The organism is Rhizobium sp. RU36D (genome assembly GCF_900176345.1).
Taxonomy (GTDB): domain Bacteria; phylum Pseudomonadota; class Alphaproteobacteria; order Rhizobiales; family Rhizobiaceae; genus Allorhizobium.
The window spans coordinates 344,032-363,438 of the sequence record NZ_FWXU01000002.1 but is presented as its reverse complement, the minus strand read 5'-3'; the positions used below and the strand labels follow the sequence as shown (position 1 = coordinate 363,438).

At 62.3% G+C, this 19,407-nt stretch carries 16 protein-coding genes and 1 pseudogene; 6 read left to right on the top strand and 11 right to left on the bottom strand.

Annotation, left to right across the window (positions count from 1 at the left end; genetic code table 11):
- A pseudogene (locus B9A97_RS29290) lies at positions 1 to 103 on the bottom strand (IS630 family transposase); the annotation flags it as partial.
- A 187-nt stretch (positions 104 to 290) separates the two neighbouring features.
- On the bottom strand, positions 291 to 563 hold the full coding sequence (locus B9A97_RS04560) for an usg protein (protein WP_084363806.1): 273 nt from the start codon (positions 561 to 563) through the stop codon (positions 291 to 293).
- Between the two features lie 283 nt (positions 564 to 846).
- On the opposite strand from B9A97_RS04560, the gene B9A97_RS04555 reads away from it, so the two are divergent.
- Both B9A97_RS04555 and groL read left to right on the top strand, forming a co-directional pair.
- A complete protein-coding gene (locus B9A97_RS04555; RefSeq protein WP_084363805.1) occupies positions 847 to 1,161 on the top strand; it encodes a co-chaperone GroES in 315 nt (104 codons plus the stop codon).
- A 54-nt stretch (positions 1,162 to 1,215) separates the two neighbouring features.
- Positions 1,216 to 2,844, top strand: a complete 1,629-nt coding sequence (gene groL, locus B9A97_RS04550) for a chaperonin GroEL (protein ID WP_084363804.1) — start codon at positions 1,216 to 1,218, stop codon at positions 2,842 to 2,844.
- A gap of 58 nt (positions 2,845 to 2,902) precedes the next feature.
- Here the strand turns inward: groL and repC are convergent, their stop codons facing one another.
- The 3 genes from repC to repA form a co-directional block, all read right to left on the bottom strand.
- Complete coding sequence (gene repC / locus B9A97_RS04545) at positions 2,903 to 4,117, bottom strand: plasmid replication protein RepC (protein ID WP_084363803.1); 1,215 nt, start codon at positions 4,115 to 4,117, stop codon at positions 2,903 to 2,905.
- A gap of 160 nt (positions 4,118 to 4,277) precedes the next feature.
- The gene (gene repB, locus B9A97_RS04540; protein WP_084363802.1) at positions 4,278 to 5,264 is read right to left on the bottom strand and encodes a plasmid partitioning protein RepB; all 987 of its coding nucleotides are present in this window, start codon (positions 5,262 to 5,264) and stop codon (positions 4,278 to 4,280) included.
- Between the two features lie 63 nt (positions 5,265 to 5,327).
- Positions 5,328 to 6,524, bottom strand: a complete 1,197-nt coding sequence (gene repA, locus B9A97_RS04535) for a plasmid partitioning protein RepA (RefSeq protein WP_084363801.1) — start codon at positions 6,522 to 6,524, stop codon at positions 5,328 to 5,330.
- 788 nt (positions 6,525 to 7,312) lie between these two features.
- Here repA and B9A97_RS04530 point away from each other — a divergent pair.
- Genes B9A97_RS04530 through B9A97_RS04515 form a run of 4 tightly spaced genes read left to right on the top strand, consistent with a single transcriptional unit; the run spans position 7,313 to position 12,210 of the window.
- Positions 7,313 to 8,362, top strand: a complete 1,050-nt coding sequence (locus B9A97_RS04530; RefSeq protein WP_084363800.1) for a zinc-dependent alcohol dehydrogenase — start codon at positions 7,313 to 7,315, stop codon at positions 8,360 to 8,362.
- Complete coding sequence (locus B9A97_RS04525) at positions 8,359 to 9,342, top strand: Gfo/Idh/MocA family protein (protein ID WP_084363799.1); 984 nt, start codon at positions 8,359 to 8,361, stop codon at positions 9,340 to 9,342. Before B9A97_RS04530 ends, B9A97_RS04525 begins: the two co-directional genes overlap by 4 nt.
- Positions 9,339 to 11,276 carry a glycoside hydrolase family 36 protein gene (locus B9A97_RS04520; protein ID WP_084363798.1) on the top strand — a complete coding sequence of 646 codons (1,938 nt, stop codon included), beginning with the start codon at positions 9,339 to 9,341 and terminating at the stop codon, positions 11,274 to 11,276. The genes B9A97_RS04525 and B9A97_RS04520 overlap by 4 nt, the downstream gene beginning before the upstream one ends.
- Positions 11,277 to 11,322: 46 nt before the next feature.
- The gene (locus B9A97_RS04515; protein WP_084363846.1) at positions 11,323 to 12,210 is read left to right on the top strand and encodes a DMT family transporter; all 888 of its coding nucleotides are present in this window, start codon (positions 11,323 to 11,325) and stop codon (positions 12,208 to 12,210) included.
- Between the two features lie 275 nt (positions 12,211 to 12,485).
- Here the strand turns inward: B9A97_RS04515 and B9A97_RS04510 are convergent, their stop codons facing one another.
- The 6 genes from B9A97_RS04510 to B9A97_RS04485 all read right to left on the bottom strand — a co-directional run bounded on the left by B9A97_RS04510 (position 12,486) and on the right by B9A97_RS04485 (position 19,005).
- The gene (locus tag B9A97_RS04510) at positions 12,486 to 13,763 is read right to left on the bottom strand and encodes an amylo-alpha-1,6-glucosidase (RefSeq protein ID WP_084363797.1); all 1,278 of its coding nucleotides are present in this window, start codon (positions 13,761 to 13,763) and stop codon (positions 12,486 to 12,488) included.
- A 15-nt stretch (positions 13,764 to 13,778) separates the two neighbouring features.
- Entirely contained in the window at positions 13,779 to 14,819 is a 1,041-nt protein-coding gene (locus B9A97_RS04505) for an ABC transporter ATP-binding protein (RefSeq protein ID WP_084363796.1), read from the bottom strand.
- Positions 14,820 to 14,828: 9 nt separating this feature from the next.
- Positions 14,829 to 15,680 carry a carbohydrate ABC transporter permease gene (locus B9A97_RS04500; RefSeq protein WP_084363795.1) on the bottom strand — a complete coding sequence of 284 codons (852 nt, stop codon included), beginning with the start codon at positions 15,678 to 15,680 and terminating at the stop codon, positions 14,829 to 14,831.
- Positions 15,677 to 16,525 (bottom strand): carbohydrate ABC transporter permease, encoded by an 849-nt coding sequence (locus B9A97_RS04495; RefSeq protein WP_084363794.1) that lies wholly within the window; start codon positions 16,523 to 16,525, stop codon positions 15,677 to 15,679. Before B9A97_RS04495 ends, B9A97_RS04500 begins: the two co-directional genes overlap by 4 nt.
- 79 nt (positions 16,526 to 16,604) lie before the next feature.
- Positions 16,605 to 17,873 carry an ABC transporter substrate-binding protein gene (locus B9A97_RS04490; RefSeq protein WP_084363793.1) on the bottom strand — a complete coding sequence of 423 codons (1,269 nt, stop codon included), beginning with the start codon at positions 17,871 to 17,873 and terminating at the stop codon, positions 16,605 to 16,607.
- A gap of 94 nt (positions 17,874 to 17,967) precedes the next feature.
- On the bottom strand, positions 17,968 to 19,005 hold the full coding sequence (locus B9A97_RS04485) for a LacI family DNA-binding transcriptional regulator (protein ID WP_084363792.1): 1,038 nt from the start codon (positions 19,003 to 19,005) through the stop codon (positions 17,968 to 17,970).
- Between the last annotated feature and the right edge of the window lie 402 nt (positions 19,006 to 19,407).

Sequence of the window (19,407 nt, the reverse complement as noted above, 5' to 3'; positions counted from 1 at the left end):
AGACAGCGACGCCAAAACGTCCAGCGACTGCACGACTACTTTCGCCGTTTAAAACGGCTGCAACAACACGCTCACGCAGATCATTTGACAACGGTACGGTCATGAGACGCTGGCCTCCGCCCAGCCAGCATAAATGATTCAGAACAAACCTGATTGTGGAAGCCCCGCCGATTCCGAAAACTACGGAAACGCTCTAGGCATGAAGTTCCTACTCGATAAAACGGGAGACGGGCGCCGATCCGCAGGGCGTCCGTCTGTTACGGTGCGGTCGGGTAAGACCTACCGGCCGATCAATGCAGCTTGAACTCTCCGTCGACGCGGCGCCATTCGCTGGCGCCGATTAGCTGGCGATGGGTATAGCGAACGGAATGCAGCGGTCCGTCGAGATTGGAGCGCCAGAAGTGGAGGAATTTCTGCATCTGCGGAAAGTCGGGCGCCAGATCATAGTCCTGCCATACATAGGTCTGCAGCACAGACTCGAAATCCGGAATACGATACAGGATATGCGCCGTGGTCAGGCCATAGCCGTTCATTTGACGCTCGAAATCTGATGCAAGTCTCATGCTTCATCTCCCTGTCATTGCCACGGCCCATGGTGACTAAAAAATTCGTGATCTTCAACGGATTTTTTGCCTCCAATATTCAAATTGACCTGCAATAACAGCATGTTAGCAGCCATTTTCAGCGAGTGCTGATTTTTCTCCCCTGCCCTCTTGAAATGAAAAAATCCAAAAACCAAATCTGGTCGCGCGAGACGCTCGGCAGAGGTCTTGCACCCGCCCGGACCGATGATCCGGTCCGGTCTGGGGAAGAAACGTCATCAATGTTTGTCCATTGGAGGAAAACATGTCGTTCCGACCGCTTCATGATCGCATTCTTGTCCGCCGCGTGGAGTCCGAAGCAAAGACCAAAGGCGGCATCATCATTCCCGATACCGCCAAGGAAAAGCCGGCTGAAGGCGAAGTCATCGCCGTTGGACCCGGCGCCCGCAACGAGGCCGGCCAGATCGTGGCCCTCGACGTCAAGCCTGGCGACCGCATCCTGTTCGGCAAATGGTCCGGCACGGAGATCAAGATCAATGGCGAGGACCTGCTGATCATGAAGGAAAGCGATGTCATGGGCATCGTCGAACTTCTGGCTGAGCAGAAGAAGGCCGCCTAACCATCCACCCCGAGAACAACAGTCAGATAGCTGCCGATTGAGGAGTTAGACAACATGGCTGCCAAAGAAGTCAAATTTCACAGCGATGCCCGTGAACGCATGCTGCGTGGGGTCGATGTGCTTGCCAATGCGGTAAAGGTCACGCTCGGTCCGAAGGGCCGCAATGTCGTGATCGACAAGTCCTTCGGTGCGCCGCGCATCACCAAGGACGGTGTTTCCGTCGCCAAGGAAATCGAACTCGAAGACAAGTTCGAGAATATGGGCGCGCAGATGTTGCGCGAGGTCGCCTCGAAGACCAACGATCTCGCCGGCGACGGCACCACGACAGCGACCGTTCTCGCCCAGGCGATCGTCAAGGAAGGTGCAAAGGCCGTCGCATCCGGCATGAACCCGATGGACCTGAAGCGCGGCATCGATATTGCCGTGGCCGAAGTCGTCAAGGAACTCAAGGCCAATGCCCGCAAGATCACCAGCAATGCCGAAATCGCCCAGGTCGGCACCATCTCGGCCAATGGCGATGCCGAAATCGGCCGCTATCTTGCCGAAGCCATGGAGAAGGTCGGCAATGAAGGCGTGATCACGGTCGAGGAAGCCAAGACCGCTGAAACCGAACTGGAAGTCGTCGAAGGCATGCAGTTCGACCGCGGCTATCTCAGCCCCTACTTCGTCACCAACCAGGACAAGATGCGGGTCGAGCTCGATGATCCCTATATCCTGATCCACGAGAAGAAGCTCTCGAACCTCCAGGCCATGCTGCCGGTTCTGGAAGCCGTGGTCCAGTCGGGCAAGCCGCTGCTGATCATCGCCGAGGACGTCGAAGGCGAGGCGCTCGCCACCCTCGTCGTCAACAAGCTGCGCGGTGGTCTTAAGATCGCTGCGGTCAAGGCACCTGGCTTCGGCGATCGCCGCAAGGCCATGCTGGAAGACATCGCCATCCTGACCGGCGGTACCGTCATCTCCGAAGATCTCGGCATCAAGCTCGAAAACGTGACGCTGAACATGCTCGGCCGCGCCAAGAAGGTGGCGATCGAGAAAGAGAACACCACGATCATCGATGGTGTCGGCTCCAAGGCTCAGATCGACGGCCGCGTCACCCAGATCCGTGCCCAGATCGAGGAAACCACCTCGGACTACGACCGCGAGAAGCTGCAGGAGCGCCTGGCCAAGCTTGCCGGTGGCGTGGCCGTGATCCGCGTCGGCGGCTCCACCGAGGTCGAGGTGAAGGAAAAGAAGGACCGCGTGGACGACGCCCTGCATGCAACCCGCGCCGCAGTGGAAGAGGGCATCCTGCCGGGTGGCGGCGTCGCCCTACTGCGTGCCACCAAGGCTCTCGACAATGTCAGCGTCGCCAATCAGGATCAGCGCGTCGGCATTGAGATCGTGCGTCGTGCCATCGAGGCGCCCGTCCGGCAGATCGCGGAAAATGCAGGCGCCGAAGGTTCGGTCATCGTCGGCAAGCTCCGGGAAAAGACCGAGCTTTCCTTCGGCTGGAATGCCCAGACCGGTGAATTCGGCGACCTCTATGCCCAGGGCGTCATCGACCCGGTCAAGGTGGTCCGCACCGCGCTCCAGGACGCCGCCTCCGTTGCCGGCCTGCTGGTCACGACGGAAGCCATGATCGCGGAAAAGCCGAAGAAGGAAACCGCGCCGTCCATGCCCGCCGGCGCCGGCATGGATTTCTGAGCTATCCCGGGAGGCCCGCCCCACCAGGCGGGCCTTTCCACTAGACGTTCCCGCAGCCTCACGCTTGCCGTCGCATCTCATGGCCATTCGCCCTTAACTGCGCCATCAGCATCGGCCCGAGCGAAAACTCCCCACGTTCCGCCCGCCGCGTCAGATCCCGCAGATATCCCCCCGGTGAGTTGATCATGCCAGCCCGCTCCAGCATGCAGGCAACCGCAATGGCGGCATTTTCAGCGCCCAGGATCTCGCAGGCCTGCTGATAGGCCGAGGGGCTTACCCCCAGCATCGAGCGAACCACCACCGCCGCAGACATCAGGTCGCGCCAGCTGCCGATCTCGCCGCGAGGACCGTAGTTGATCACGTCAGGGCAGGCCTTCAGAACCAGAGATAAGGGGAATGCCGGATTCGTATGAACGGAAGGTTTCTGTTGTGCCACTGGCTTTTCGCCCTGCTCTTTTTCAGAGCTAGGTTCAATTTCATTGATGGATTCGGATTTTGAATTCTGTATGTGCCGCTCGTTGTGGGACTCATTGGTGCCTGGATTCTGTGAAACTTGATGATTTTCCAGCAGGTTGACAATCTCTGCCTTCAGCATCTGCAGTTCTTCGAGCAGACCTGCCAAGTCGCCAAGGTCAGGCGTGCGGGGAATGCGCGCGACGATGCCGATATAGAGGTCCTCGATCGCAAGCCAGTCTCCAGGGGCGCCCTCTTCCATGGCGGCGGTGATCAGCTTGCGGACATCCCGGCGGCAGATCGTCAGACTCTCCTTGGCCTTGCGCAGGGCCATGCGATCGGCAACCACCTGCTGGGCCATAACCGCCAGTTCCTCCGAGCGGGCCAAGAGCGGCGACAGGTCGAAACCGAAGGCCGACTCAATTGCACCGCCATCATCCTTGCGGGCATAGCGCTTGCCGTTGGCGCTGTCGCGGCGGACGATCAAACCGGCATCGACGAGGGCGGCAAGATGCCGGCGCAGGGTCGAGCCGGGCATGCTGTGCGCCCTGAGCGACAACTGCATGTTCGACGGGAAGACGATCAACTGCGCGTCCTGACGCAATTCGTTCTCCGGATAAAAGCTCAGGAGCGCATCCAGAACCGCAAGGCTGTTCGACTGCAGCCCGAGCAAAGCCATGGCCGCGGAGACGTCGCGAAACACCTTCCATTTGTCGGTCGTCTTTCCCGGGCGAATCTCCGACGCGGCCTGCTGCCGCCGCACCAGGGCAAGCGACATCGGCCGCCGCCCAAAGGGCGTCGTCACATTTCCTATCTGCATTTTTTCATCACCTTTTGTCAGGCAATAGAAAAATGCTCACCAAAACGATGCCAAAGACTCTTGACTAGGATTCGGGGAAATGCGATTCTCGTCTTGCTACAGATTGAGAAGGGCTTCCACGACGGCAACGTTTGGGGGCCTTTTTCTTTTGCGGCAGCTCCTATCCTTCTTTCACTTCATTGCGGTAGGCAGCGTAGAGCTCGTCGAGGTTGCGGGCGACAAATTCGCCAAACCCAACGCTCTCCCGCGCCTTTGAATTCTTGCCCTTGAAGGCCAGAACATAGCTCTTGCCGTCACTGCGGATCTCCGCCGACACGGCCTTGTCTTCCGGCACCCATTTCTCCAGCTTCTTCGATGGAGAAAGTGCCGATGGCTTCTTGCGGGTCAGCGCATCCATGACGAAGGCAAAGCGGGCATCGCCGTCGAGACCGGTGAGATCGGTCTTGGCCAGGACCTCCCGCAGGGCGGCCAGCGCCTTTGGCGGCTCGATCAACTGCTTCAGCTCATACCAGCGATCCCGCCCCGGCGACCGGGCGCCGCCGATCGCGTCAAGAATGTCCTGCGGCATGTTGGCGACCGAGAGCATCTTGGAGAGCGTCGCCTTGTCGATCGACAGGGCCGCCATGACCGTGGCGCTGTCACTGTCGTAATTCAGGGCGCTGAGCTGCTTGGCAAAGCTTGCCTTCTCGATGAAGGACAGATCCGAGCGGGCGGAGTTTTCCTGGCCCTGGGCAATCACGTGATCCCGGTCGCTGATCGACTTGATGACCGCCCGGACCTTGCGGCCGAGCATCTCGGCGACCTTGAGCCGACGATGGCCGTAGACGATCATGTAGCGGCCCTGCTCGGTCGGATGCGGCCGCACCAGAACAGGGCTGTTCTGGCCCTGGTCCCTGACGGCGGTCAGCAGGTCTTCGAAGGCCTGTTTATCTTCCTCGAGGCGGTCGCGAACAAAGGAGGCGTCGATGCTTTCAGGATCGAGCTCCACCACCGTCTCGCCCTCGAGGAGCTTGTCGGCGCGGGCGGCCAGTTCGTCGATGGTCGAGATGATCGAGCGGGACGCGCCCTTGACGGTATAGTCCAGGGCAACCGCATTTTCCGGCCGGTTTTCGCTCATTACATTGGCGAAGGGATTCTTACGCGCCATGACTATCCCCTTCCCTTTTGAAACTATTCACAAAATTCGCTGTTTTGACCGCCGTCAACGCCATCACAGCCGCCCCCATGCCCTGTGGATCAGGCCCTGAATCTCGAAATTCACGGCATCCATGCATTCGATGGCGCGGTCATAGGTTCCTCGGGTGAAATTGTTGCGCTCAACCTCGTAAAGGGTCTGCTTGGTCAGCGCGGCATCGGAGATGGCGGTGGATTTGAGCATGGGCTGGCGCAGAATTTCTTCCGCCAGCATCGACTGCATGAAGCCGAGCATCTGTGCCTGGGGCACGTCTGTCGGCTCGTAGCGGGTGATCAGGTAGCGCAGCCAGTCCATCTCGACATCGGCACCGGCCCGCTTGATCGTCTTGGTGATGTTGCCGAGCATCAGCAGGAACTGGCTCATCGACATCAGGTCGAGCATTTGCGGGTGGACGGTGATCAAGACTGAAGTGGCCGCCGTCAGCGCCGTCAGCGTGAGGTAGCCGAGCTGCGGCGGGCAGTCGATGACGACGACGTCATAGCGGTCCTCGACCTCCGTCAGAGCCTTCCCCAGCCGGGTGAAGAATCGCTTGCCCTCGGCGGAGCCCTGCATGGCCAGCGGCGTATCGTATTCGTATTCCTGCAGGTCGAGATTGGCGGGGATGATATCGAGATCCGGGAAATTGGTCTCGCGGATCACATCGGCAATCGGCTTGCGGGCATCGTCATAGCGGATCGCATCATAGAGCGAGGGGTTCTTGTCGAGCTCCGGCTGATAGCCGTGAAGGGCGGACAGCGACGCTTGCGGGTCGAGATCGATCGCCAGGATGCGGTGACCCGTCAGCGCCAAATGCTGGGCGAGGTGGGCCGTCGTGGTGGTCTTGCCGGAGCCGCCCTTGAAGTTGACGACGGCGATGACCTGGAGCTTGTCGCCCTCCTTACGGTGGGGCACATATTTCTTGGCATCGGACTTGCCGGTGCGGTCGAGATAATGGCGAAGCTCGCGCATCTGTTCGCCGGTATAGAGACGACGCCCGCCGGTGGAGGTGGAGGGGATCGGTCCCTTGCCTTCGAGATGCAGGCGCTTCAGGTTGTTGGGGCTGACGCCGAGATAATGCGCAACCTCGGCCATCGAAAACATCCGCAGCGTCTTCTTGGCGTTCGGGGGGAATTTCTCCATCCGAAGCTGGTCGAGCCGACGGGAGATCTCTGCACCTTGAAGCAGGATCTTCTCATCGAACTCAAAAGACGGCAATTTCGAAAATGCGTTCATCGGGCGACCGTTCTGGCGACAAAACAGATTAATCTCTTAAACTGCCGCCATTATCCGCGATTCCCCCGGCGTGACAAGGTGATTATGGTTAACGAGATCCTAAGACCAGCAGAGAGGTCAGGGCCTAACCCGCTGGAATCCAGAGGCTATCGGGCGGATAATTTTCCCTGTGCATGAATTTGCAACCATGCCGATTCCGTCTTTGAAGCGTCATCAACCGGGCTCCCGTCCTCTCGACTCAGTCGCAAAACTCTGAATCGATTCGCGAATCGGTGCTTTTGGGAGGCTCCGATTCGCGATGTTCAGATCCTTTGATGAGACCTGACGGGAAAGCGCACAAGCGCGATTCTAGACCGGTGTTTCCATTCAGGAAATGGACTCAGTTTACTGCCGTCAACGAAGCCGGATTGATCTCCGAAAGGAGATCAGCGGTCAGTCAGCGCATCAAGGGGAGGGGATGAGATCGCGGCGGACGGGTTGGGCGCTCGCCTGGCATTTCGTTGCCCGCAGCGAGAAATCGGAAAAACCGCTGCGTTCACCATCTCCGTCGTGTCCGATTGACACGCCGCAATCTCGCGAAGGGAATGCCCGGGCCGGTCCAAAAGTTCCCTGTCCGACGGCTGAAAGCTGGGATCTCATGGCTGCGACATCAGGCAGAAATCGGGGGAGGGGAGGGCGACTGGGCTTAGGGCATCGCGCCTGCTTGGCAGAAAATGGTCAAATATCACGATTGCAAACGTTTGAATTGCTGTTAAGCATCGTATCTGCATCATTTGGAGGAGAGATCGGTGGAGGAGCGCCGACTGGTACTAGAGGCGGTTCGCCAACTGGCGTTCGAGCCTTTGTCACTTCCGGCCCTGGGTCCGGACGAGGTTTTCATCCGCACGCTTTATTCCGGGGTGAGTGCCGGGACCGAGCTATCGCAGTATCGCGGCACCAGTCCCTTCATGAACCGGCAATGGGATGGGGATAACCGACTGTTTCGCGAGGGTGCGGCGAGCTGGACCTATCCGGTGCGCAATCTCGGTTACGAGGAAGTCGGTGTCGTGGAACGGGTCGGCCGTGATGTGACCCGGATCAAGCCGGGCGACCATGTCTTCGGCACCTGGAACCACTGCACGGCCCATGTGATGCGCGAGGCGGATGCCGCGCCGCGCCTGCTGCCTGAAGGGGCTGATCCGAAAATCGGCATCTTCTCCCATATCGGCGCGGTGGCGCTGAACGGCATCCATGACGCCCGCATTCGGCTGGGGGATCTGGTGGTCGTCTTTGGCCTGGGCGTGCCCGGCCAGATCGTGGCGCAGGCGGCGCGCGCCTCAGGCGCAACCGTGATCGGGGTCGATCCCGTGCTCAGCCGCCGCGAACTGACCTTGAAACTTGGCGCGCACAGGGTGCTGGATCCGAGCCAAGGCTCGATCGCCGACATTGTCAAAGGCGAGACGGGCGGACGCGGGGCAGATGTCTGCATCGAGGTCTCAGGGGCGACGCAGGCGCTCAGCGAGGCAATCCGCACGGTTGCCTATTCCAGCCGGGTGGTGGCCATGGGTTTCTTCCAGGGCGAGGCCCGCGGGCTGCATCTGGGCGACGAATTCCACCACAACAGGATCGAGCTGATCTGCAGCCAGATTTCAGGTGTGGCGCCGGAGGCGAGCCATCGCTGGTCGAAGCTCAGGCTGTGGCAGACGGCGGTGCGGCTGCAGCATGAGGGCGTACTGAACCTGGTGCCGCTGATTTCCGACTCGGTAGCCTTCGAAGACGCGCCGGCGCTGTTCCATCGGCTCGATGCCGGCGATCCGACCATCCTGCAATCCGTGCTGACCTTTGGAGCGCAGCCATGACCCGCCGCCTGAACGTGGCTCTGTTAGGCTGCGGCGGCATTGGCGCCCGCCATGCCGACGCGATCAACAAGCTGCCGGACCAGATGCAACTGGTGGCCTGTTGTGGCCGCGATGCCGACAAGACGGCCGAGTTTGCGGCCCGCCACGGTGGTGAAGCCTTTACCGACTTCGAACGCATGCTGGATAAGGCCCGACCCGACCTTCTGGTCGTGGCGCTGCCGCCCCATGCCCATAGCGGCCAGGTGGAAGTGGCGGCACGGGCCGGTATCCACCTGCTGGTGGAAAAGCCGATTGCGCTGACCATGGAGCAAGCCGAGGCGCAGGTGGCCGCGGCCAGGGACGTGGTGGCGGCCTGCGGCTTCATGTATCGGCACGGCGCCGCCAGCTTGGCATGGGATGCCGCAAGCCGGAATGGCGAAACCGGACCACCAGGGCATTTCTCCGCGCAGTTTCATTGCAATTCGCTGCATGCACCCTGGTGGCGCGAGCGGGACAAGGCCGGCGGACAGATGGTGGAGCAGTTGATCCACCTGATCGATCTGGCCCGCCACGTGCTGGGCCGACCCCGCAGCGTCTATGCGCGCGCCGCCAACCTGTTTCATCGCAGCGTCGAGCGCTATGACACGGAGGATGTCAGCGCCATCATCCTGGGCTATGACGATGGTCGCATCGGCGTGCTGCATGCCAGCAATGCCGCCGTGCCTGGCAGATGGGCCAAGCAATGGCAGATCGTGGCGGAACGCATGACCGGGCAGTTCACGGACTGGAACAATGCCGACTTCTTCACCGCCGAGACACCGCCGCAGCAGAGGCTGATCCGCGACGACGGCGATGTCTTCGTCGCGCAACTGGCCGATCTCGCGGCTGCCATTCGCGATCACCGCGCGCCGCTGGTGCCGCTGTCTGATGGTGCTGCCTCGCTGGAAATTGCGCTTGCCGCGCGGCGGTCGGCGGATGAGGGCCGGGAGATCCTGTTATGACGCCAGCCTTCCATGCCGATCAGGGCGCCATCGAGATCGGAACGATCCGGCTGGAGAAGTTGTCCCCCATCATCGACGGCATGGTGATCGAGGGACGGCCCGAGACCAGGCGCAACGATGCGACAGTCCAGATGGTCTGGAGCATGGCGGATGGCGAGACATTCGAGCTTGCGCTTGAGGATAAGGACGGGGGAGGGCTGGCCGGAACATTCCGCCTGACCGGTTTTGACGGCGACAAACGCCTCCAGTCGCTGGGCCTTGTCTTTGGCCGCGCCCGCAATGTGCAGCGCTATCTGCGCAACGGCTATATGAGCTGGGACGGCAGCTATTTCGTCGAGCCTGACCAGGCACGGGAGGTGGCGAAGGCCGATCCGGCCATTCTCTCGGGCCATGCCGCGACCGCGCTCGTATCTCGCCAAGGTGATGTCGCGGTCGTCGGCTTCACCAGGCATGACCGGTTTCAAAGCCGGCTTGCCTTCGATTTTTCCGGGGGCGCCTTGTCCTTCACCCTGGAAACCCTTGTCGATGGCGTGCCGCGCCGGGGAGGGGTGGAGGGTGAGCCCTTCATTCTCCTGGCCGCTTCCAGTTGCGAGGAGGGCATGCGGGAATGGGCACGAGCGGTTGCGGCCGCCTCGCCCATTCCCCCACGCCTTCAGGAGAAGCGGCTGACCGGCTGGTGCTCGTGGTACAATCTCTATGCCTCGCTGAGCCCTGATGTTTTGACCGAGCATCTGGAGGCGGCGAAACGCTATCGACAGGCGAGCGGCGCGCCCTTCGATATCTTCCTGATCGATGACGGCTTTACCCCCGAAATGGGCGACTGGCTGGAGACGCGGCCGCAGTTTTTAAGCGGCATGCAACCCATCCTGGAAGAGATCTCGGCCGCCGGCTTCATTCCCGGCCTGTGGATTGCGCCCTTCATGGTCGGCAATCGCTCGAAACTTTATGCCGAGCACCCGGACTGGGTGGTGAAGGACCGCAAGACCGGCAAGCCGCTGGCGCCGATGACCTTTTATGGCGAGTTTCGCTGGCACAAGCGCAGCGAGGAATATTACGTTCTCGACGTGACCCATCCCGACGCAGAGGCCTATATCCGCAGCGTTTTCCGCACCTGGCGGCAGGAATGGGGCTGCCGCTATTTCAAGGCGGATTTCCTGCATCTGGGCTCCACCTATGGGCCTGATGTGGCGCGGTGGCATCGCGACGATCTGAGCCGCATGGAGATCTGGATGATCATGGCGCGGCTGATGCGCGAGGAGATCGGCGATGCATCGCTGCTGCTCTGCGGCTCGCCGCTCTGGGCGCCGGTCGGCCTGACCGATGCGGTGAGGATCGGCCGCGATATCGGGGTCACCTGGCAGGGGCACTATTCCGCCGAATCCTTGTTGCGCGACCAGACATCCCGCAACTTCGGCAATGGCATTCTCTGGCAGGCGGACCCCGATTGCATTCTGCTGCGGGACCGGTTTCACGACCTGACGGAGAGCCAGGTGCGCTCGCTGGCGCTTTTTGCCGGCCTGGCGGGCGGGGTGCTGATGACCAGCGACCAGCTGGACGAGGTGCCGGCGGACCGGCGCGAGTTGCTGACCCGGCTGCTGGAGGACGGCAAACCCTTCGCCTGCGACTTTCCGCTGGCCGGGACCCTGTCGCTGACCCATGGACTGGGGACGGCACCGAGCGGAAAGCCTGTTATGACCACCACGGCCGACCCCGTGATCGTGCAGCGCGTCCATCGCCAGACGGAAACGCTCCTCAACATCTTCAACACCGGCGAGCAGGCGACGGATCGCCTGATTCCCTGGGGTCTCGCGGGGCAGGACACCGCCTGCGCCGTCTACGAGAACGACAAGCGCCTGGAGACGATGGCGCAGGGGGTGCAGTTGACCCTCGCACCCTATCAATCGCGGCTTTTGTCGTTCCGGACCGCGTCATGAGGCGGGCCTGGCGCGACGATTGGCCCGGTCCTACGCGGTCAGCGCCATGAAGAACGGTGTCCTGCTGGCGCTGCTTGCCTATGCCACTTTTTCCTGGGGCGATGCCTGCATCAAGGCCTCGCGCGGCGGCATGTCGGTGTTCCAGACCGGTTTCCTCGTGACGCTGGCGGCGGCGATCTTCCTCTATTTCGTCCATGGCCCGGAGGAGCGCTGGCGCGATTTCTGGCGCACCAAGCGGCCCTGGATGGTGCAGGCGCGGGCGCTGTCCGGCTGCGGTGCGGGCATTCTCGGCGTCTATGCCTTCACCACCATTCCCATGGCGGAAGCCTATTCGCTGATCTTCCTCTCGCCCTTCTTCGTCACCATCCTATCGATCCTGATCCTGAAGGAGCAGATCGGGCCATGGCGTTGGGGGGCGGTCATTGCCGGCTTTGCCGGCGTGTTGCTCGTCGTGAGGCCGGGCTTTCGCGAGCTTTCCACGGGGCATCTCGCAGCCCTCGGCATCGCATTCCTGGCGGGCACGACGGTGATCCTGCTGCGCTCGCTGTCGCAGTCGGAAAAGCGCACCACCATTCTCGGCGTGATGATCCTCTATGCGCTCATCATCAATGGTATCGGCGCAGTGATATCAGGCATCACCATGCCGAGCGGGCGTGACTTGGCGCTGGTGCTGGCGGCAGGCGCATTTTCCGCCATGGGCCAGGTGCTGATGCTGAAGGCGATGAAGCTGGCGCCAGCCAATCAGGTGGCGCCGACGCAATATTCCCAGATCGCCTGGGCGGCGGCAATCGGCGCCGCACTCTTCGGCGAGCGTCCCGACGCGCTGGCGATTGTCGGGCTTGTGATTGTGACCATGGCCGGACTGCTGACGGTGTTGCGCGAACAATGGAAATTCGGCACGCTGCGCAATCCCTGGGGACGGAACCGGCTGTGATCCTTGCCGTGACGGTGCAGGAGCCGTCTTGCGGCGGTCAGGCTGCTGAGACGTTGTTGTCCCAGCGGCCAACTCCAGATTCCGTCATTCCGGCGAAGGCCGGAATCCAGCCACGGCGCGTCTGCGCCGTGAAAGGAGTCTTTCGCAATCAAGGACTTGATTGCGCTGGATGCCGGCTCGGGGGCCGGGATGACGGGTAAGGAACGTCGCCCCATGCGCTTAAGGTGTGCCGCGATCGTCGAAACGCGGCACGCGTTTGCGCGCATCCTTGCCCATCAAGCCGCCTGCACGAATTCCAGGACCATGGCCGCCGTCCAGGTGAAGCGGCCGCCGCCGAGTGGCTCGCCATCCAGCGGATCGTAATATTCGGCAAAGCCGCTTTCGGCGATCAGCTCCAGGCTGGAGCGGGTGATGCGCTCGGCCATTTCGGTTTCGCCGGCCGCCGCCAGGCCATCGGCGATCATGTAGTTGACCACAAGCCAGCACGGGCCACGCCAGTAGCGCTTGGAATCAAAACGCGGATCGGCGGGGTCGTGGGAGGGTACGAGATAGCGCACGCGCTCCGAAAGCCTTGATATCGTTTTCGAAATCGCCTGGGCGCGGGCTTGGGGGACAGCGCAGAAGGCCGCCAGCAGGCCGCCGATCGAGGCGCTGTCGATAAGCCGGCCAGTGATGCGGTCGAGGCAGAGATACTGGCCATGCGCCTCGCTCCACAGGCTTTCCATGGCCTCCTGCCCCTTGCGGGCGCGGTCGAGATTGGCCTCCGCCAGCGTCTGATCGCCGAGATCGGCGGCGAGGGCGGACAAGTCGGCGCAGGAGCGGATCAGGATGGCGTTGAAGCCGGGATCGACCACCTGGAAGGGCGAGGCATCGTGCAGCTTGGCATTGTCCCAGCCGAGGCCGCGGAAATGCTGCACCAGCCAGAGATAGCGGTCATACTGTTCCTTGGTCGGGCGATGCTTGGGATTGGCATGCTGGGTATCGCGCCGGACATAGGGCTCGACGCCCTCGGTCGGCACGCGCTCGAAGGCCTCGTCCCAATCGATGGAATTGTCGCGGCCGGCTTCCCAGGGATGGATGATGGCGACCAGGCCCTGGCCCTGCGGATCACGATTGCGATAGAACCACTGATGCCAGGCATCGATCTTGGGTAGGAGGGCGCGGACCCGTTCGGCGGCTGCCGTCTTGTCGCGCGAATTCTCGTAGAGGCGACGGACGGCAAAACCGGCCACGGCCGGCTGGGTGATGCCGGAGGTCGGCGTGGGACGGCCGGTCTTCCAGACATCGGGGCCGGGGAAATAGCCGTCGTCATAGACGTGGAAGACGATGTGCGGCACCATGCCATCGGGCCATTGATGGGCAAACAGCGTCTCGATCTCGGTCCAGGCGCGGTCTTCGTCGAAATGGCGCTGGCCGAGCGCGGTGAGGCAGGAATCCCAGTTCCACTGGAAGGGATAGAGCCCCTTGGTCGGCACCGTATAACCGCCCCGATCGTTTTCCTTCAGCACCTCGACGGCGCGGTCGATGAAGTCCTGTTTCTTCAGGGTAACCATGGATATCTCTCGTATTTATCGGATTGATGATGTCGTCTGGGGATCGAACCAGCGGATGCGCTCGGCGCGTGGCACGAGCGACAGGCTATCCCCGGTCTTCACCTCGATGTTGGAATCGATGACGACGCGGAAGACGCGGCCATCGACCTCTGTCGTGACAAGCGTGTGGGCGCCCAGGGGCTCGACCACCCTGACGGTGGCGGCAAAGCCACCGGGGCCGATCTCCATATCCTCTGGACGGATGGCGAATTCGATGTCGCCTGATGCTGACGGTCCGGTGAGCGTCTGGCCCGCCACCATGAACTGGCCGTCGCCCACTTTCTTCGCCGGCAGGAAGTTCATCGGCGGATTGCCGATGAAGGAGCCGACGAAGCGGGCGGCGGGATTGCGATAGACCTCGACCGGGGAGGCGGCCTGGACGATGCGGCCCTGATGCATGACGGCGATGCGGTCGGCAAGGCTCATGGCTTCCACCTGGTCATGGGTGACGTAGATGGCGGTGGTCTTGGAGGCGGCCAGCACGCCCTTGAGCTCGGCGCGCATTTCCAGGCGCAGCAGCGCATCCAGGTTCGACAGCGGCTCGTCCATCAGGATGACGTCAGGCTCCATGGCGAGCGCCCGGGCGACCGCGACGCGCTGCCGCTGGCCGCCTGACAATTGGCCGGAATAGCGCTGCAGCAGTTGCTCGATATGCATGAGCTCGGCGGTGCGGCGGACGCGGCTGTCCACCTCGCCTTGTGGTTGCTTCTGCATCCTGAGACCAAAGGCGATGTTTTCATAGACGGTCAGATGCGGGAAGACCGCATAGTTCTGGAACACCATGGCGATGCCGCGCTTGCGCGGCGGCAAGTGGTCGATGCGCCGCCCGCCGATCCAGATCTCGCCCTCACTCTGGGTTTCCAGCCCGGCGATGATGCGCAGCAGCGTGGTCTTGCCGCAACCGGACGCGCCGAGCAGCACCATGAATTCCTGGTCGGCAATGGTGAGGTCGACCTGATGCAGTGCCGTGAAGGCACCGAACCGCTTGGCAACGCCCTTGATGATGATTTCGGCCATAGTCTTACCCTAGCGATTAGCGATGCCCCACATGGCAAACAGATATTTGCGGACAGCGAAGATGAAGATGAGTGCCGGCACCACCAGCGCCGCACCGCCGGCGAACTTGAGGTAAAGCGGCGAGACATTGATGGATTGCAGCAGGAAGGCGGTGAGCGTGCGGTTTTCGATGGTGAGCACAGCCGCTGCGAAGACCTCGTTCCACGAAATGGTGAAGGCGAAGACGGCAGACGCCGCGATGCCCGGCAGCGCCAGTGGCATGATGACCTTTTGGAAGGCCTGCCAGCGATTGCAGCCGAGCGTCCAGGCCGCCTCTTCCAGCTCCACCGGGATGCCAGAGAACAGCGAGAAGGTGATGAGCACCGCGAAGGGCAGCGACAGCGTGGTGTGCACGATGGCAAGGCCGAAGGCGGTATCGTCAAGCCCGGTGCGGATGAAGAGCACCGCGAGCGGCAGGGCCAGCAGCGGCAGCGGGAAGGCCCGCGTCATCAGCACCAGGAAGCGGAAGGCCTCCTTGCCCGGAAAATCGAAGCGGGAGAGCGCATAGCCGGCCGGCGCGCCGATGCCGATCGACAGGATCATGGTCAAAAGCGCGACCAGCACCGAGTTCCACAACGCCTTGGCGACGCCCTGGAAGTTCAGGAAGAAGGAGAGCGAGCCGAAATCGAAGGACGGGATCATGTTCTTCGGGAAGGCCGTCACCTCGTTCGGAGCCGAGAGCGCGTTGACCAGGAGCAGGTAGATCGGCAAGAGCACCCAGGCGCAGAGCACGATGATGCAGGCGATCATCAGCCAATTGCCGGCCTTGCGGGCGTCCGTGACCTTTTCCGGCACCGTGGAAGTATCTGTTGCGGCGGTCATATGCGGGCCTCCTTGGGCACGCGCAGCGCGTAGAGCAGCAGCAGCGTGAAGGCGATGGAGATGGCAAGGATCAGCATGGCGAAGGCAGCCGCCACGCCGCGATCCTGCAGCGCGAACTGCCAGTGATACGTCTCACCCATGAGGACGGGGAACTGGGTGCCGGCGAGGGCGGCGACCACGGCGAAGACCTCAAAGGCCAGGATGACGCGCAGGATGAGCGCGGTCTGCAGGCTGGGCCGCAGCAGCGGCAGCGTGACACGGGTGAAGCGCTTCCATGGGCTGGCGCCGAAGACTTCCGCGGCCTCGTAATATTCCTTGGGGATGAGCCCCATGCCGGCGACGAGAATGACCATCATGATGGCGGTGGCGCGCCAGACCTCGGCCAGCACCACGGCCATGAAGATCACCCATTTGTTCTGGTAGCCCAGGAACATGATCGGCTTGTCGATGATGCCAAGGCTGACGAGCCAGCTGTTGAGGAAGCCGGATTGCTCGAAGATCGTCAGCCAGATCAGGCCGGCTGCAAGATCGGACAGTCCGAGCGGAATGGCGAAGATATAGAGAATGGCGCTGCGGCCGGTCGTGAGCTTGGTGACGATGGTGGCCATGGACAGCGCCATGGCCAGCTGGATCGGCACGACCACGGCGGCCAGCAGCATGGTGTTGCGGAAGGTCTCGGGGAACTTCCAATTGCTCGTCATGGTGCGGAAGTTCTCAAGCGTCGCCGCCCCATCCTTGGTGAAGGCATCGATGGCCACAAGGACGAAGGGATAGAGAAAGAACACCACCAGGAAGGCCGTGGCGGGTGCCAGCAGCAAATAGGGTAGGGCCTTAGCAGAGCGCATGGCGCCGCCTCCATGAGATCAACAGGGAAAGCGCGTCCGGTCTCCGCATGACGGGAACCGGACGCGGGGGCGTCAGCGATTATTCGACCGGGCAGGCACCCTCGGAGGCCGGATCGGGCTGCCAGCAGGGAGCCTTGGCCTCGTCGATCAGGGCCTTCAGAGCCTTTGCCTGCTCGTCCAGTGCCGGACGGATGTCCTGCCCGCCGAGCACGATACGCTCGAAGGTGTCGTTATAGACCTGATTGAACTTGCCGCCGAGGCTGCCGAGACCCGTGGGCAGGAGAGCAGGAACGGCATCGGCCGCGCCGGTCTGCGCCGCAATCGCCGGGCCGGACATCTTGACCGAATTCGGCATGTCATCCGGCAGCTGCACATCGACCACGGGGAAGAAGTTGGTGGCGCGCAGCGTGGCGATCTGGGTTTCCGGCTTCATCATATAGGCGATGAGTTCCTTGGACTTGGCCATATCAGGCGCGGTCTTCGGAATGCCGATTCCGGCGATAACAGGCATGAAGCCACGGCCGGCAGGACCGGCGGGAACCGGGAAGGCGACGAAATCGTCAGGCTTCTGGTTGAAGGCATCGGCGAGGCGCGCGACGTGGTCGAAGGCGACCCAGACTTCTTCCGACAGCAGCGGCTGCTGCATGAAGGCATAGGTGGTGGAGGCGGGGTTGGTGTACTGCCACAGCTCCTTGAACTTGCCCCAGGCGGTTTCGGCCTCGGGTGAACGGAACTTCGTCACCATGGACTTGGTGTAGGAGGGCAGCAGGAAGCCCTGGAAGAAGCGATGCTTCAGGCCTTCGGGACCGGCGGGGAAGCCGAATTTCGGGCCGCCGGTCTTTTCCGCCATGGTCTTCGACCACTCGATCAACTGGTCATAGGTCAGCGCGTTGATGTCGGCACCAGCAGGCAGGAACTCAAGCGCCTTCTTGTTGGCGGCCATGATATAGGTGGCCTGCATCCAGGGCAGGTATTTCTGTTCCCCCGTGCCGAGCTTGGCAAGCTCCTGATACTGCGCATTGACCTTGGCACCGCCCAGATCGACGCCGGAGAGATCAACCAGATCCGCCGGCATGGAGGAGAACGAGCCGTGCAGGGCGCCGAGGATGGCGATCGTGCCGCTGCCGGCCTGCAGTTCCGCCTGCAGGCGGGTCAACCACGGACCATCATCCGACGGCTGGTAATCGACGCCGCCGGGAAAGTCCTTCAGCACGACATCGCGCATCTTCTGGGCTTCCTCGACCGGTTTGGCCTGCGTGGACCAGAACAGGGCCTGCGCGGAAACGGCAGTTGCCCCTACCGATACGGCAAAGGCGGCGCTGGTTACGAGTTTAATCAGCTTTTTCATGGTTCTCCTCCCTTATGAACGTTTGAAATTGCAGTCTGTTTGTTTGTCTCTGTCTTCGTCCCGAAACCGGTGGCCGACTTCGGGAGGCATGCAGTCAAGCGCTTTTGCGCGGTGCCGGCCCATGGCTGGCGCGCGCCGCCAGCACCGGCTGCACCAGCTTGGTGCGCGGCGGACGGGCGGGATCCTCAATGGCATCGATCAGCATGGCCGCGGTTTCCCGGGCGCATTCGCGGATCGATGCGTTGAACGTGGTGAGGCCTGGCGGCGCATAGGCGGCGGCGGCGATATCGTCAAAACCGATGACCGAGAGATCGCGCGGGATCGACAGGCCCATGCGCGAGGCCTCTTCCATGACCGTCAGTGCCAGCTCATCAAAGAGGCCCAGGATGGCCGTCGGGCGCTCCGGGGCATGGAGAAGGCGGTTGGCCGCCTGGATGCAGGCGCCGCGGTCGAAGCGCGGCGTCGTCATCACGTCGAGCTTCACCGAGGGATCACCACGCCGCGAGATCGCTCCGGCGAGCCCATCCTGGCGCAGATGCCGGAAGGTCATCGGCTCGGAGATCGTCAGCAGGCCGAAATGCCGGTGCCCCAGGTCGTAAAGCATGTCGAAGGCATCGGCGAAGGCGCTCGCGCCATCGGTATCGACCCAGTTATACGGCAAGGTGGAATCCAGCAGCCGGCCATGGGCGACGAAGGGCGCGCCGCGGCCGATCAGGTAATCCACCCGCTGGTCTGCCTCGGCGATACGGGTGATGACCACGCCATCGGCACGGCCGGAATCCACGAGATGCCGCAGCACGTCCAGCTCCGACTGGCCCTGCGCGACTGTGGCGAGGATCAGGTCGTTGTTGCGCTCGGTCAGGCCCTCGCCGAGGCCGGTGACGAATTCGCCGAGGAAGGAGTCGACCAGGTTGGGGCCGCGGATGGCGAGCGTCATGCCGACGAAGCCGGAGCGCCCCGACACCAGCATGCGGCCGGCCATGCTGGGCACGTATCCCAGATCGCGCGCCGCCTGCACGACACGATCCCGCGTTGCCTGGGCAATACGCTCGTGACCGGCGAGCGCCCGCGAAACGGTGGCGATCGACAGATCGAGATGGGACGCGAGTTCCTTGAGGTTCTTCGGGCGCAATAGCTCCTCCCAGAGCACTGAGCAAAATTGGCTTGTGCAAACGTTTTAAATCGGAGATGCGGATGATGTCAATGGGTGCGGAGCATGCTGGGTGCGCTCGGCGCGTTGCCACAGGGCAACGGCCGCTGGGGGCGGTCAGGAATGATGGGGAAGGTGGGGGTAGGCGCCGGGTTGGGCCGCGAGACCCTATCTATCTACGGGGGATCATTCCGCATCTGCGGGCGCAGAACTGCCCGATGTCTTTGTAACCTCGGCAAAAATGCCGCCGGTGGGGGCGCGGCATCAGAGTGCAGAGAGAGGTGTTGTCCCCGCGTGCAACTCTAAAATTCCGTCTTTCCGGCCTTGAGCCGGAAACCAGCCACGGCGCGTCTGCGCCGTGAGAAGAGTCTTTCGCGATCAAAG

What these genes read in the sequence shown, in the direction of transcription:
- repC (WP_084363803.1), bottom strand. Translation starts at nt 4,117, where the DNA reads ATGCAGATAGGAAATGTGACGACGCCCTTTGGGCGGCGGCCGATGTCG.
- B9A97_RS04525 (WP_084363799.1), top strand. Translation starts at nt 8,359, where the DNA reads ATGACCCGCCGCCTGAACGTGGCTCTGTTAGGCTGCGGCGGCATTGGC.
- B9A97_RS04490 (WP_084363793.1), bottom strand. Translation starts at nt 17,873, where the DNA reads ATGAAAAAGCTGATTAAACTCGTAACCAGCGCCGCCTTTGCCGTATCG.
- B9A97_RS04555 (WP_084363805.1), top strand. Translation starts at nt 847, where the DNA reads ATGTCGTTCCGACCGCTTCATGATCGCATTCTTGTCCGCCGCGTGGAG.
- B9A97_RS04505 (WP_084363796.1), bottom strand. Translation starts at nt 14,819, where the DNA reads ATGGCCGAAATCATCATCAAGGGCGTTGCCAAGCGGTTCGGTGCCTTC.
- B9A97_RS04495 (WP_084363794.1), bottom strand. Translation starts at nt 16,525, where the DNA reads ATGCGCTCTGCTAAGGCCCTACCCTATTTGCTGCTGGCACCCGCCACG.
- B9A97_RS04520 (WP_084363798.1), top strand. Translation starts at nt 9,339, where the DNA reads ATGACGCCAGCCTTCCATGCCGATCAGGGCGCCATCGAGATCGGAACG.
- B9A97_RS04515 (WP_084363846.1), top strand. Translation starts at nt 11,323, where the DNA reads ATGAAGAACGGTGTCCTGCTGGCGCTGCTTGCCTATGCCACTTTTTCC.
- B9A97_RS04510 (WP_084363797.1), bottom strand. Translation starts at nt 13,763, where the DNA reads ATGGTTACCCTGAAGAAACAGGACTTCATCGACCGCGCCGTCGAGGTG.
- repA (WP_084363801.1), bottom strand. Translation starts at nt 6,524, where the DNA reads ATGAACGCATTTTCGAAATTGCCGTCTTTTGAGTTCGATGAGAAGATC.
- repB (WP_084363802.1), bottom strand. Translation starts at nt 5,264, where the DNA reads ATGGCGCGTAAGAATCCCTTCGCCAATGTAATGAGCGAAAACCGGCCG.
- B9A97_RS04560 (WP_084363806.1), bottom strand. Translation starts at nt 563, where the DNA reads ATGAGACTTGCATCAGATTTCGAGCGTCAAATGAACGGCTATGGCCTG.
- B9A97_RS04500 (WP_084363795.1), bottom strand. Translation starts at nt 15,680, where the DNA reads ATGACCGCCGCAACAGATACTTCCACGGTGCCGGAAAAGGTCACGGAC.
- groL (WP_084363804.1), top strand. Translation starts at nt 1,216, where the DNA reads ATGGCTGCCAAAGAAGTCAAATTTCACAGCGATGCCCGTGAACGCATG.